14 protein-coding genes are annotated in these 12,272 nt (G+C 61.3%); 4 read left to right on the top strand and 10 right to left on the bottom strand.

Translation table 11 applies throughout. From position 1 onward, the window contains the following. Positions 1-130 precede the first annotated feature (130 nt). Positions 131-523, top strand: coding sequence for a hypothetical protein (locus RG540_RS04795; RefSeq protein ID WP_051909241.1), 393 nt, complete (start codon positions 131-133; stop codon positions 521-523). A 9-nt stretch (positions 524-532) separates the two neighbouring features. Here RG540_RS04795 and RG540_RS04790 read toward each other — a convergent pair whose 3' ends face one another. The 7 genes from RG540_RS04790 to RG540_RS31345 form a co-directional block, all read right to left on the bottom strand. Continuing rightward, positions 533-1,030, bottom strand: a complete 498-nt coding sequence (locus RG540_RS04790; protein WP_038585193.1) for a PAS domain-containing protein — start codon at positions 1,028-1,030, stop codon at positions 533-535. Between the two features lie 149 nt (positions 1,031-1,179). After that, complete coding sequence (gene era / locus RG540_RS04785) at positions 1,180-2,133, bottom strand: GTPase Era (RefSeq protein ID WP_038585191.1); 954 nt, start codon at positions 2,131-2,133, stop codon at positions 1,180-1,182. A 10-nt stretch (positions 2,134-2,143) separates the two neighbouring features. Further along, positions 2,144-2,863: a ribonuclease III gene (gene rnc / locus RG540_RS04780; protein ID WP_038593066.1), complete on the bottom strand. Its 720-nt coding sequence runs from the start codon at positions 2,861-2,863 to the stop codon at positions 2,144-2,146. Further along, positions 2,860-3,609, bottom strand: coding sequence for a signal peptidase I (gene lepB / locus RG540_RS04775; protein WP_038585187.1), 750 nt, complete (start codon positions 3,607-3,609; stop codon positions 2,860-2,862). Before lepB ends, rnc begins: the two co-directional genes overlap by 4 nt. An 83-nt stretch (positions 3,610-3,692) precedes the next feature. Beyond that, complete coding sequence (acpS, locus tag RG540_RS04770; RefSeq protein ID WP_038585184.1) at positions 3,693-4,094, bottom strand: holo-ACP synthase; 402 nt, start codon at positions 4,092-4,094, stop codon at positions 3,693-3,695. Between the two features lie 40 nt (positions 4,095-4,134). Beyond that, the gene (locus RG540_RS04765; protein WP_038585182.1) at positions 4,135-4,695 is read right to left on the bottom strand and encodes a DUF2062 domain-containing protein; all 561 of its coding nucleotides are present in this window, start codon (positions 4,693-4,695) and stop codon (positions 4,135-4,137) included. A gap of 232 nt (positions 4,696-4,927) precedes the next feature. Then, positions 4,928-5,083, bottom strand: coding sequence for a DUF3563 family protein (locus tag RG540_RS31345; RefSeq protein ID WP_065814410.1), 156 nt, complete (start codon positions 5,081-5,083; stop codon positions 4,928-4,930). A gap of 288 nt (positions 5,084-5,371) precedes the next feature. Between RG540_RS31345 and RG540_RS04760 the strand changes: the two genes are divergently transcribed. Then, complete coding sequence (locus RG540_RS04760) at positions 5,372-6,850, top strand: FAD-dependent oxidoreductase (RefSeq protein ID WP_174479277.1); 1,479 nt, start codon at positions 5,372-5,374, stop codon at positions 6,848-6,850. Positions 6,851-6,852: 2 nt separating this feature from the next. On the opposite strand, the gene RG540_RS04755 is transcribed toward RG540_RS04760, so the two are convergent. The 3 genes from RG540_RS04755 to rpoZ form a co-directional block, all read right to left on the bottom strand. Further along, positions 6,853-7,290 (bottom strand): VOC family protein, encoded by a 438-nt coding sequence (locus tag RG540_RS04755; RefSeq protein ID WP_038585180.1) that lies wholly within the window; start codon positions 7,288-7,290, stop codon positions 6,853-6,855. Between the two features lie 171 nt (positions 7,291-7,461). Then, the gene (locus RG540_RS04750) at positions 7,462-9,678 is read right to left on the bottom strand and encodes a RelA/SpoT family protein (protein WP_038585177.1); all 2,217 of its coding nucleotides are present in this window, start codon (positions 9,676-9,678) and stop codon (positions 7,462-7,464) included. 158 nt (positions 9,679-9,836) lie between these two features. Beyond that, entirely contained in the window at positions 9,837-10,244 is a 408-nt protein-coding gene (gene rpoZ / locus RG540_RS04745) for a DNA-directed RNA polymerase subunit omega (RefSeq protein ID WP_037080919.1), read from the bottom strand. A gap of 289 nt (positions 10,245-10,533) precedes the next feature. Here rpoZ and RG540_RS04740 point away from each other — a divergent pair, with 289 nt between their 5' ends. Continuing rightward, complete coding sequence (locus tag RG540_RS04740; RefSeq protein ID WP_038585174.1) at positions 10,534-11,109, top strand: LabA-like NYN domain-containing protein; 576 nt, start codon at positions 10,534-10,536, stop codon at positions 11,107-11,109. 98 nt (positions 11,110-11,207) lie between these two features. Then, positions 11,208-12,272, top strand: a complete 1,065-nt coding sequence (locus RG540_RS04735; protein WP_038585171.1) for a bifunctional transcriptional activator/DNA repair enzyme AdaA — start codon at positions 11,208-11,210, stop codon at positions 12,270-12,272.

Below are 12,272 nucleotides of genomic sequence, written 5' to 3'. Positions count from 1 at the left end.
TGAATCGGTTTCTGCTTTCCCCGGTCGACGGCAAAGATGCAGGTGTCCATGGGCTTGCCTGGAACAAATCGGCCTCCATTTGGATTCCTGAGCGAAATTCGCACGTCAAATACGACCCTTGGGAGTCTTCATGAAACACGCCCTTCTCGCCGCTGCCCTCCTGGCCGCTTCGCCTGCCGCCCTTCTCGCTCCCTCGCCCGCTGCCGCGCAATCGCCACAGCTCGAACAGGCCTGCATCTCGGTCGCCAAGAATTTCCTGCTGGTGCCGTCGCTCAAGACGGGAATCGTCCAGTCCTTTCCGGAACTGGATCCGCCGGGCGCGCGGCTGACCTATTCCACCCGCGAGGACCCCAAGCCGACCGATTTCAGCAGCGAGATCGAATGCGAGTTCGACAAGGGGCAACAACCCTTCCGCCTGCAGCGCTTCTGCATTTCCGACACCTGCTACGGCCCCAACGAACAGGACCAGGACCGTCGCCGCCGCTACCTGGAGGTCAGGGCGCTGATGGACCGGCAGAAGTAAGACGGGAACCTATTTGCCGAGCACATTGAGCGCCGACGTGAGGTAACGCGCGGCGAGCATCTGGCGGCGTTTGGTGGCAAGCCCGAGAGCGGCGCGGCAATGGCGCTCCAGCGGATCGGTCGCCGCAGCCGCCGTGGGCTGGATCATCACGGTGCCTGAATAGATATACGGGACACCCTCGGCATCGCGCAGACACCGGCCATTCGCCACGACGTCGATCCGGCGCCCGTCCGGATGGGTGACACGGTAGTTTTCCTGGTAGGCAAACCCTGTGACGATCGCATCGTGGATCGCCTTTGCGACCCGCTGCCTATCGCCTTCGTTGATGTACCGGATGACCCTCTCGATCGGGGCGCCGGCTGCCAATTCCTGATCCGAAACACCGAATATGGAGGCAATCACCTGATCGCCATACACCTTGTTTTCCGGGACGACCCAACTGTAGAAGCCGACGGAATTCGGATCATCCGAACCCGTGTCTTCTTCTCCTGATCCGCCATCCGACATTCATGACTCTCCGCGCCATTTTGCCGATAAATTGGATCTTCGGTTCAACGTTAGCAAGTCATTATAATGATGGATAAAAATCGCTAGCGAAGTACTCCGTCCGTGGGTATCGCTCGCGGCGGTTTACGCCGCCACGTGGCGGCGTTAGTTCAGGACTTCGGGAACTCCAGGCCCATCTCGCGAAAACGCTCGGGATCGTCGCCCCAGTTCTCGCGGACCTTGACGAACAGGAAGAGGTGGACCGGCTGTTCGAGGATTTCGGAGAGTTCCTTGCGGGACGCGGTGGAGATTGCCTTGATGGCGTCGCCGTTCTTGCCGAGCGCGATCTTCTTCTGGCTGTCGCGCTCCACGTAGATCACCTGTTCGATGCGCACCGAACCGTCCTTGCGCTCCTCCCATTTCTCCGTCTCGACATGGCTGGCGTAGGGGAGTTCCTGGTGAAGGCGCAGGAAGAGCTTTTCTCGGGTGATCTCGGCGGCCAGCTGGCGCATCGGCAGGTCGGAGATCTGGTCCTCCGGGTAATACCAGGGGCCTTCCGGCAGCTTGTCGGCCAGATAATCCATCAGGTCGCCGCAGCCGGAACCGGTGGTGGCAGAGACCATGAAGGTGCGCTCGAACGGCACGGCCTCGTTGGCCGTGGCGGTGAGCTTCAGCAGATCCTCGTGACGGACGCGGTCGATCTTGTTGAGCACCAGGATCTTCGGCTGATGAACTTCCTTCAGGCCTTCCAGGATCGCCTCGGCATCGCCGCGGATGCCGCGTTCGCTGTCGATCAGCAGCAGGATCAGGTCGGCATCCTTGGCGCCGCCCCAGGCCGATGTCACCATGGCGCGGTCGAGCCTGCGGCGCGGCTTGAAGATGCCGGGCGTATCCATGAAGACGATCTGTGCGTTGTTGTGGATGGCGATGCCGCGCACGATGGCACGCGTCGTCTGCACCTTGTGGCTGACAATCGAGACCTTCGCGCCGACGAGCCGATTGAGAAGCGTCGATTTGCCGGCATTGGTGGGGCCGATCAGCGCCACGAAACCGGAATGGGTCGGGCCGGCATTGGTCGGGCCTGCTTCGTTCTCGTCACCGGTGATGTTGTCGTTTTCGGTCATAGTGTCCAATTCATTGTTCGGCAGAGGGTTTCTGCCATACGCCTTCGCGTTCGAGCATCTTTGTGGCGGCCACCTGTTCGGCGGCGCGCTTGGAACGGTCCTCACCGGTCTCCGGCGCCACGCCCGTAACCTCGACGGTCACCGTGAAGCGCGGATCATGATCCGGGCCGGAGCGTTCGTCCACCCGGTAGGCGGGCGTCAGGCCGAATTTCGCATGCGCCCATTCCTGCAGCTCGGTCTTGGCATCGCGCCGCGCGCCGTCGGCACGGGTGGCGCGGCCTTCCCAATACCTGATGATGAAGCCGCGGGCAGCTTCCAGCCCGCCATCCAGATAGAGCGCAGCAATCAGGCTTTCGACCACATCGGCACGCACGTTCATCATCCGCTTGCCGGTCAGCTTCTTGACGTCGGCGCCGGTGCGGATGAAGCGGTGCAGTTCCAGTTCGTCGGCGACAATGGCGCAGCTATCGGCGCTGACAAGCTGGTTCAAACGCACCGAAAGCTCGCCTTCGGCGGCGGTGCGGAACGTCTTGAACAGCAGTTCGGCGACACAGAGGCCGAGCACCCGGTCGCCCAGGAATTCCAGCCGTTCGTAATTGGCACTCTTGGCCGACCCGGTGCTCGCATGGGTGAGCGCCCGGTCGAGCCATTGCTTGTCGGCGAATTCATGACCGATGGCTTTTTCAAGCTGGCCGCGTTCCTCCGCCGAAAGCGTCTTTGACTTCATCACCGGACGACCTTGAAAATCCGATCCCAGCGCATGTTCGTCGGCCATTTCCAGATTTCGCGGAACGAGGTGTCATTGCCGAGCGAGAAGAAGATGACGCTGGCGCGGCCGACGAGGTTTTCGGCGGGCACGTAACCGACGTCGAAACGGCTGTCGAGCGAGTTGTCGCGGTTGTCGCCCATGAAGAAATAATGATCCGCCGGAACCACGAATTCCTGGGTGTTGTCGCCGCGCGAAACCGGTGAATGGTCGAGCGTGTCATAGGTGACACCGTTGTCGAGCGTTTCCCGGAAGACCGGCACGTCGGTGCCCGGATCGAGGCTGTAATCGGAGGTAAAGGCGCCGTCGCCCTGTTTGGGGACCGGCTTGCCGTTGACGAACAGCACGCCGTTGGTGACCTGGACGCGGTCGCCCGGCAGGCCGATCAGGCGCTTGATATAGTCGATATCCGGATGGCTCGGCAGGCGGAAGACGATGACGTCGCCGCGCTTCGGCTCGTTGAATTCCAGGATACGGCCCGAGAACAGGTCGGGCGAGAACGGCAGCGAATATTTCGAATAACCATAGGCGAACTTGTTGACGAAGATATAGTCGCCGACGAGCAGAGTCGGCATCATTGAGCCGGACGGGATGGTGAAAGGCTGGAAGAGTACGGTGCGGATCACCATCGCCAGCAGCAGAGCCTGGATGATGACCTTGATGTTTTCCCAGAGGCTGTTCTGCGACTTCGTCTCGGCTTTGTCGGACACGTTTGACGTCTTTCTGTTCGGCTCGGCTGTTGCCAGCGGTTTTGCGTTCTCTAAACCCTTCGCAAAGCGGCGGCAATGGTCGATTAGGCTGCGAGGCGCGCTTCGATCACCACAAAGGCTTGCGCATAAGGGTATTCGTCGGTGATCGTGATGTGAATAACCGCTTCGTGACCCGCCGGCATCATGCTCGCGAGACGTTCGGCGGCGCCATTGGTGAGCACCATGGTCGGGCGTCCGCCGGGCAGGTTGACGACGCCCATGTCCTTCCAGAACACCCCTTGCGCGATGCCGGTGCCGAGCGCCTTGGAACAGGCTTCCTTGGCGGCGAAACGTTTGGCATAGGAGGCGGCGCGGTTCTGGCGGCGGTCGGATTTCGCTCGCTCGATCTCGGTGAAACAGCGATGGGTGAAACGCTCGCCAAACCTCTCGATGGATTTTTCCACGCGTCTTATGTCGATGAGGTCACTGCCCATGCCGATGATCATGAAATCTTCCTCACGGCGCCAGGCCGGTTCTCGTCAGTCTTTATACTGACTTGAGGGCTCCGGCCCGTGCCGTCAAGCGCTCCAGCCGCCGGTTGCGGAAACTGCGCACGCCCAGATAGGTGACTGCGTAGAAAACCAGGCCGCACAGGATGCCCGGCGGCAGGGAGCCGATCAGCATCGGCTCGAGGATCGGCCGCCAGAGCTGCGAGAAATCGAGGTGGTGAAAAAGCCGGCCGAGATCGAGATTGTCATGGCCGGCAGCCTCGTTCCCAAGCATCGTCTCGCCGATCTTCCAGGTGAGCGGCCAGATGATCGGACAGGTGATGGGATTGGCAAACGTGGTGCCGAGGGCTGCGGCGATCATGCTGCCGCCGAAGAGATAGGCGAGCGGGATGGCAAACAGGATGTGGAGGCCGAGGAACGGCGTCCAGGCGCTGATCACGCCGATCGCGAGGCCTGCCGCGACCGCATGCGGCGAGCCGCCGATGCGCATGACCTTCAGGCGATAATAATCGAGGACGCGGCGAAAGCCCTTGGGAGGCAGGACGGCACGGCGCAGTCTTTCACGAAATGCAAGCGGTGTACGGCGGCGAAACGGCATTGGGGCGCATCTGGTTCGGCAGCGGGATATTCATCCGTCGGCTGCGGGAATCTTCGATCGAACAGGCTTTAGCCCAAACCGAAGATGATGGCGAAAATTTGCCCGTCTCGCATGAGACAAGGTTTTCGCGGAGGTGATCAGGCCTTCGGCCGCATCGAGGCGGCAGGGGAAGACCTACATCTGCCGCGCGGCGATTTTCCGCGCGAACGGGTGGCTGATCGGAACGTGTCGCTTAGAAGGACGACTTGCGGAACATGCCGCGGTCGACCTGGCGCATGCGGAATTCAAGGTCGATCCGATCCTTGGATTCGTTCAGGTAGGCGACTTCGCGGTCCTGGGTGGAGGGAACGCGGAAAGCGCGGGCGAACTTGCGTACTGAGTCAAACATGATGTTTTCTTTCTCTCTTATATTGCACTGCACCAATATATGACGCGGCGTCGCGCTTTACCAACGCCGCAACTGCTGGTCAGCCCTGCGTGAGAAGCATGGCGAGTTAATCCGGATGCGCAGGAAATAGGCGTCTGGAAGAAGCCGCCGGGAGCCGGGCTTCATCATCTAGCGTGAATCGAGAAAGCTCTATCGGCGTATTGGTGTCTTTTCCAGGCTGCTTTTCCTTGGCTAAATCACCTTCGGGATCGTCGGGCGTGACGGCCCGCAGAAATCAGGGAGGATGCCATGACTGATCAGAAGGTTTCGGTGAAGGAGATACGCCAGAACGAGAACCGCTTCCTGAGCTCCGATATCTTCGAATCGGGGCACTATGTCTTCCCGCGCCGCAACGGCGAAGGCGTTCTCCGGGAGGAGGCCCGCGACGTTCCGGTCTATCATCGCTGCGACGTACTGGTCGTGGGCGGCGGACCATCCGGAACCGCCGCAGCGCTCGCCGCTGCGCGAACCGGGGCAGAGGTCGTGGTGCTGGAGCGCTATAACCATCTCGGCGGGCTTTCCACCGGAGGCGTGGTGATCTGGATCGACCGGATGACCGACTGGGAGGGACGCCAGGTCATTCGCGGCTTTGCCGAGGAGGTTCTCGGTCGCCTTCCCCCTGAAGCCGTCGCCGGGCCGGACAGGAGCCTGTGGGGGCAGCGGGACGCGGATCTCGCAAAATACTGGCGGCTGCGCACCTCCGCCTTTCATGGGATCGTTACCTGGGCGCCCACGATCGACCCCGAAAGACTGAAGCTGATCTCGCAGGAAATGCTGATCGAGGCGGGCGTGCGGATCGTCTTCCATTCCTGGGCAGCGACGCCGGTGGTCGAGGACGGCGCGGTAAAAGGCGTCATCTTCGAAAGCAAGGAGGGGCGCCAGGGGATCATGGCCAAGGTCGTGGTCGATTGCACCGGCGACGGCGACGTTTTTGCGCGCGCAGGAGCGAGTTTCGAGGCCGATATCGAGGAAGGCGACGTCCATCACTCGATGAATACCGGCTTCATGCTGGGCGGCGTGGACATGGAAACATGGCTGACATTCCGTGCCACCCAAGAGCAGGCCTTTGCCGACTTCAACACGCTCGGGCGGGACAAGCTCGGCTTCTTCCAGACACCCTACGTTTCCTGGCGCAACGATATCGCGCTGTTCCTCGGCCCGCGGCAATCGGGGCTTTCGGCGCTCAATGTCGACGACATGACCGAGGTGGAGATCCGTTCCCACCGGTTCATGCAGTCGCATTGCGAATTCTTCAGGAAGCATGCGCCGGGATTCCAGAACGCCTATATGCTGCTCAGCGCGCCCCAGCTCGGCGTCCGGCACACGCGGCGTCTGGCCGGTGTCGGCCGGGTCGAGCGCAGCCAGTGGCCGGTCGGTGCCGTTCTGCCGGATGAAATCGGCGTCAGTCCCTCGGTCTCGCCGAAGTTTCCGGTGATCTCAGTACCGTACGGAGCACTTGTGCCGGCAAGGCTGGATGGACTGCTGGCCGCCGGGCGGCACATCTCCTGCGATGCGAACAGCCACGGTTTCATGCGCGAAATTCCGCAGTGCTGGCTGACCGGACAGGCGGCGGGTGTCGCGGCGGGCATTGCGGCCAACCGTGGCGTGGCACCGCGGAATGTGGATATTGCCGAGCTGCAGTCGACCTTGCGCACTCAAGGCGCATTCGTGCGGGATGCGAGCGAGGCTGCTGCGATGGTGAGCCAGGCGGAGACGGTGCAGGGCTGACCTCAGGTGAGTTCCTGGGCCAGTCCGATGAGAAGCCCGCCAGGTCCGCGTATGTAGCAGAGCCGGTACGCGTCTTGATAGTCGACGACCTCGCCTACGAGCTCAGCGCCGCGCGCGCGGAGCCTTTCAAGCGTCTCGCCGATGTCGTCCACGGTGAACATCACGCGAAGGTAGCCGAGCGCGTTGACCGGGGAGTTCCGGTGATCTTCGACGATTGGCGGCGTGAGGAAGCGGGAGAGCTCGATCCGGCTGTGACCGTCCGGCGTGCGCATCATCGCAATCTCGACATGCTGATTGCCCAGCCCGGTGACGCGTCCGGCCCATTCTCCTTCGATCGTCGCCCGCCCTTCGAGCTCGAGGCCGAGTTCGCGAAAGAAATCAATCGTCACGCCGAGGTCTTCGACGACGATTCCTACATTGTCCATCCGCTTGAGCGCCATGTTTCCAATCTCCGATGTGTCGGTTCAATCTACGAGGTGTTCGCCTCGTCTAACAAAAGACGTTCAGGGCACCCCAACACCGACAGCCATCCGCGCTGAATTCGCTGTTTCCACATCAGAAGCTTGAATCAGGGGCCACCTCGAATTTCCGCCCCCTTTTCAAACGGTCTCTCAGTCATACACCCGCTTGAGGTTCGCCACGCAGTCGAGATCCTTCAGCTGACTCAACAGCTGGTTCAGCTGGCGCAGGTCCCAGACCTCGACTTCCATGGTGATCTCGGAGAAGTCGGCGGCGCGGTTGCTGCCCATGGTCAGCGTGCGAATGTTGATGTCGAGATGGGCGATCGTCTGGGTGACGGTGGCGAGCGTGCCCGGCTCGTTCAGCGTGTTGACCTCGATGCGGGCAAGGAAGCGGGACTTGTTGGCCTCGTCGAGATCCCAGCGCACGTCGATCCAGCTTTCCGGCTGATCGTCGAACCGCTGCAGGGCGGACGCCTGGATCGGGTAGATGGTGATGCCCTTGTTCTTTTCCATGATGCCGACGATGCGGTCGCCGGGCACGGCGCCGCTCGGCGCGAAGCGTACCTGCAGATTGCCCGAAAGGCCGCGGATCGGCAGCGGATCGGGGCCTGCTTCCAGCTCCTCCGGCGAGACGCGCCGCTGGTTCGGCAGCTTGAAGATCATGCCGGAGGCGCTACGCATGTTGAACCAGCCATCGTCGGCGGCCGGCTTCACGGTGACACGCTCGTCCTTGTAGTCGGGGAAGACGGCGCGCAGCACGTCGAGGGAGGAGAGTTCGCCGCGGCCGACGGCGGCGATCGCATCCTCGACATCCTTGTGCGCCAGACGGGGCAGCGCGGGCTTCAGCGTCTCGCGGGAAAACACCTTGCCGGCGCGCTCGAAGGTGCGCTCCAGGATCCGGTGGCCGAGACCGGCATATTGCTTTCGGATCGCCATGCGGGTGGCGCGGCGGATCGCCGAGCGCGCCTTACCGGTGACGACAATCTCTTCCCAGGCGGCGGGCGGCACCTGCACGCCGGAACGGATGATCTCCACTTCGTCGCCATTGTTGAGCCGCGTCACCAGCGGCATGATGCGGCCGTTGATCTTGGCGCCGACCGTGGTGTTGCCGATATTGGTGTGGACCGCGTAGGCGAAGTCGATCGGAGTGGCGCCGCGCGGCAACGCGATCAGCTTGCCCTTCGGCGTGAAACAGAAGACCTGGTCCTGGAACAGTTCGAGCTTGGTATGTTCCAGGAATTCTTCCGGATTGTCGCCTTCGGCGAGCGACTCGATGGTGTGCCGCAGCCAGGAATAGGCGTTGGACTCCTTCGGGAGCAGTTCCCCGCCCCTGCCGTCCTTGTAGAGCGCATGCGCTGCGATCCCGTATTCGGCGATTTCCTGCATCAGCTGGGTGCGTATCTGCAGTTCGATGCGCTGGCGGGAGGGGCCGACGATGGTGGTGTGGATCGAGCGGTAGTCGTTCTGCTTCGGGTTCGAGATATAATCCTTGAAACGGCCGGGCACGACGCGCCAACGCGTATGGACGATGCCGAGCGCGCGGTAACAGGATGGAATGTCGCCGACCACGATGCGGAAACCATAGACGTCCGAAAGCTGCTCGAAGGAGAGCGACTTCGACTGCATCTTGCGAAACACCGAATAAGGCTTCTTCTGGCGACCCTTGACGAAGGCATCCTTGAGGCCGTTGGCGATCAGCAGCTCGCGCAACTCGTCCTCGATCTTCTTGATCAGGCCCTCGTTGCGGGCTTCGAGATCGGCGAGCCGGCCGGTGACGGTGTCGTAGGCTTCGGGATTCATGTAGCGGAAGGACAGTTCCTCCAGCTCGTCGCGCATGTCCTGCATGCCCATGCGGCCGGCAAGCGGCGCATAGATGTCCATGGTCTCTTCGGAAATGCGCGCCTTCTGCTCGGCCTTCATGTGCTCGAGCGTGCGCATGTTGTGCAGCCGGTCGGCGAGCTTGACGAGAAGGACGCGCACGTCGTCGGAAATGGCAAGCAGCAGCTTGCGCAGGTTTTCCGCCTGCTTGGCTTTCTTCGAGACGAGGTCGAGGCGTTTCAGCTTGGTCAGCCCCTCGACCAGCCGGCCGATATCCTCGCCGAACAGTTCGTCGATCTCGGCGCGGGTGGCAGTGGTGTCCTCGATCGTATCGTGCAGCAGGGCGACCGCGATGGTCGACTCGTCGAGATGCATGTCGGTGAGGATGGCTGCGACTTCCAGCGGGTGGGAAATATAGGGGTCGCCGCTGGCGCGCTTCTGCTGACCATGCTTCTGCATGGCGTAGACATAGGCTTTGTTGAGCAGAGCTTCGTTGGCTTCGGGTTTGTATTTCTGAACCCGCTCCACGAGCTCGTATTGCCGCATCATCCTGAAAAATGTCCTCGATACCGCTTCAGTGCCTGCGAATGGGCACCGGACGAAAAGAAAATGGCGCGCCAACCGGGAAGGTTGGCGCAGCCATCATAAAACATTCAAGCAGATTAGGGCGAGAGAATGAACGAAAACTTGCTAAGCAGGTGTTTCGCTTAGTAATCGTCACTCTTTTCCGGCGGCACGAGGCCTTCGATGCCGGCGAGCAGTTCTTCTTCCGACATCTGGTCGAAGGTGACGGTCTCCGGAGCGTCGTCTTCCTCGTCGCGATCGGAGGCGACGGCAACGCCGCCGGCAGCGATCAGCGAAGCCGGATCGGGCTCGGGCTCGTCGACTTCGACATGCTTCTGCAGCGAATGGATGAGGTCTTCCTTGAGGTCGTCCGGCGAAAGCGTCTCGTCGGCGATTTCGCGAAGAGCGACGACAGGATTCTTGTCATTGTCGCGGTCGATGGTGATCGAAGCACCCTGCGAGATCTGGCGGGCGCGGTGGCTCGCGAGCAGGACCAGTTCGAACCGGTTGTCGACTTTGTCGATGCAATCTTCTACTGTGACACGGGCCATTGCCTGTCCTTTGATCAGTGATTTTCGGAATTGATACGCCCGATACAGGCATTGCGCGGCAAATTCAAGTTTTTCCTGATAATTGACTTTCGGCAAGTGAGGCCACGCCTTCTGGGGGTGCCGGCGAAATTCAACCCCAAGCTGCTTGGATTATTGCGAATCGTGCCATAAATGACAGTTATATGAATAGTTCGTAATGTAGTGGATTATTCCGGAGATTTGGCTCGGCTTATATTGACCAGGCCTCCACCTGCCAAGCAGGTTCATAAGAAAAGGGGATGGAGACCATATGTTTGACCCAAGGGAGAAGATTGCTCTCTTCATAGACGGCGCAAATCTTTACGCTGCTTCGAAAAGCCTCGGTTTCGACATCGATTACCGGAAATTGCTGAAGGCCTTTCAAAAGCGCGGTTATCTTCTTCGCGCCTATTATTACACCGCCCTGATTGAGGATCAGGAATATTCCTCCATCCGCCCGCTGATCGACTGGCTCGACTATAACGGGTACAAGGTCGTCACCAAGCCGGCCAAGGAATTTACCGACTCGATGGGCCGCCGCAAGATCAAGGGCAACATGGATATCGAGCTTGCGATCGATGCCATGGAGCAGTCGGAAACCGTAGACCATCTCGTGCTGTTTTCCGGCGACGGCGACTTCACTACGCTCGTCGAGGCGCTGCAGCGCAAGGGCCGCAAGGTTTCCGTGGTTTCGACCATGGCCACCCAGCCCCCGATGATCGCCGACGACCTGCGTCGCCAAGCCGACCACTTCATCGACCTGGTGTCGCTGAAAGCCGAAGTCGGTCGGGATCCGTCCGAACGCCCGGCCCGTCCGGCGGAATCGACCGAAGCCGCCGATCTCTGATCCGGCCCTTTGCCCGGATCGCTATCCGGCATATCAAAAGAAGAATAGGCGCCCGTTTTTCGGCGGCGCCTTTTTTCGTTCTGGGCTAGAAAGGCTTCATGCTTTTCGAACGCCCTTCCGACGATCTTCTTTACGATGCGCTGGTCGCCCGCGACGCCTCCTATGAAGGCTTTACCTGGGCTGCGGTGAAGACGACCGGCATTTTCTGCCGCCTGACCTGCCCGGCCCGCAAGCCGAAGCGTGAAAACACCAGTTTCTTTGAGACGATCGCCGAATGCCTGGAGGCCGGCTTCAGACCCTGCAGCCGCTGCCGGCCGATGCTGAAACTTGGCGAGGCGGATCCGATGGTGACGCGGTTGCTGACGGCGCTCGATACCGAACCCTTCCGCCGCTGGAGCGAGGATGATGTCGTTTCTCTCGGCATCGATCCGTCGACCGCACGGCGTGCCTTCAAGCGGCAGTTCGGCATGAGTTTTCTCGAGATCGCCAGGCTCAGGCGCATGGGCAAAGCGGCAGAAACACTGAAGGAGGGCGCGAGCGTTCTCGATGCGCAGCTCGATGCCGGTTACGAATCCGGCAGCGGCTTTCGCAGCGCCGTGACAAAGCTGTTCGGTGTGGCCCCCGCCAACCTGCGTAACAAGGTGCTGCTCAGGGCCGACTGGATCGAGACGCCGATCGGACCGATGATGGCGATCGCCGACCAGCATTGCCTGCATCTCCTCGAATTCGCCGAGCGCAAGGCGCTGCCGGCGGAAATCAAGAAACTGCAGAAATTCACCGGCAGCGGCATCGTCATGGGACGTCATCCGCCGATCGATCAGATCGAGGAGGAGCTGAAGGCCTATTTCGCCGGCGAGGACAGGGGGTTCAAGACGCGGATTGCCGGGCATGGATCGCCATTTCAACGGCAGGTCTGGGAGGCTTTGCGGGCAATCCCGGCCGGGGTGTCCACGACCTATGGGGCGGTCGCCGCCGAACTCAACCTCCCCTCCTCCACCCGCGCGGTGGCGGGCGCCAACGGCGCCAACCAGATCGCCATCGTCATCCCCTGCCACCGGCTGATCGGCGCCGACGGCAGCCTCACCGGTTACGGCGGCGGGCTGTGGCGCAAACGCTGGCTGTTGGAGCATGAGCGGCGGATGGCGGCCAGGGATGGCGGTTAG

The sequence above is a fragment of the Neorhizobium galegae bv. orientalis str. HAMBI 540 genome, from assembly GCF_000731315.1.
GTDB classification, from domain to species: Bacteria; Pseudomonadota; Alphaproteobacteria; order Rhizobiales; family Rhizobiaceae; genus Neorhizobium; species Neorhizobium galegae.
Note: the sequence above shows the minus strand (reverse complement) of the source record. Positions and strands in the feature narration are given on the sequence as shown.

Excerpts from the sequence above, each read along its gene's own strand:
- RG540_RS04795 (WP_051909241.1), top strand. The coding sequence starts at position 131 with ATGAAACACGCCCTTCTCGCCGCTGCCCTCCTGGCCGCTTCGCCTGCC.
- RG540_RS04790 (WP_038585193.1), bottom strand. The coding sequence starts at position 1,030 with ATGTCGGATGGCGGATCAGGAGAAGAAGACACGGGTTCGGATGATCCG.
- era (WP_038585191.1), bottom strand. The coding sequence starts at position 2,133 with ATGACCGAAAACGACAACATCACCGGTGACGAGAACGAAGCAGGCCCG.
- acpS (WP_038585184.1), bottom strand. The coding sequence starts at position 4,094 with ATGATCATCGGCATGGGCAGTGACCTCATCGACATAAGACGCGTGGAA.
- RG540_RS04765 (WP_038585182.1), bottom strand. The coding sequence starts at position 4,695 with ATGCCGTTTCGCCGCCGTACACCGCTTGCATTTCGTGAAAGACTGCGC.
- RG540_RS31345 (WP_065814410.1), bottom strand. The coding sequence starts at position 5,083 with ATGTTTGACTCAGTACGCAAGTTCGCCCGCGCTTTCCGCGTTCCCTCC.
- RG540_RS04760 (WP_174479277.1), top strand. The coding sequence starts at position 5,372 with ATGACTGATCAGAAGGTTTCGGTGAAGGAGATACGCCAGAACGAGAAC.
- RG540_RS04755 (WP_038585180.1), bottom strand. The coding sequence starts at position 7,290 with ATGGCGCTCAAGCGGATGGACAATGTAGGAATCGTCGTCGAAGACCTC.
- RG540_RS04750 (WP_038585177.1), bottom strand. The coding sequence starts at position 9,678 with ATGATGCGGCAATACGAGCTCGTGGAGCGGGTTCAGAAATACAAACCC.
- rpoZ (WP_037080919.1), bottom strand. The coding sequence starts at position 10,244 with ATGGCCCGTGTCACAGTAGAAGATTGCATCGACAAAGTCGACAACCGG.
- RG540_RS04740 (WP_038585174.1), top strand. The coding sequence starts at position 10,534 with ATGTTTGACCCAAGGGAGAAGATTGCTCTCTTCATAGACGGCGCAAAT.
- RG540_RS04735 (WP_038585171.1), top strand. The coding sequence starts at position 11,208 with ATGCTTTTCGAACGCCCTTCCGACGATCTTCTTTACGATGCGCTGGTC.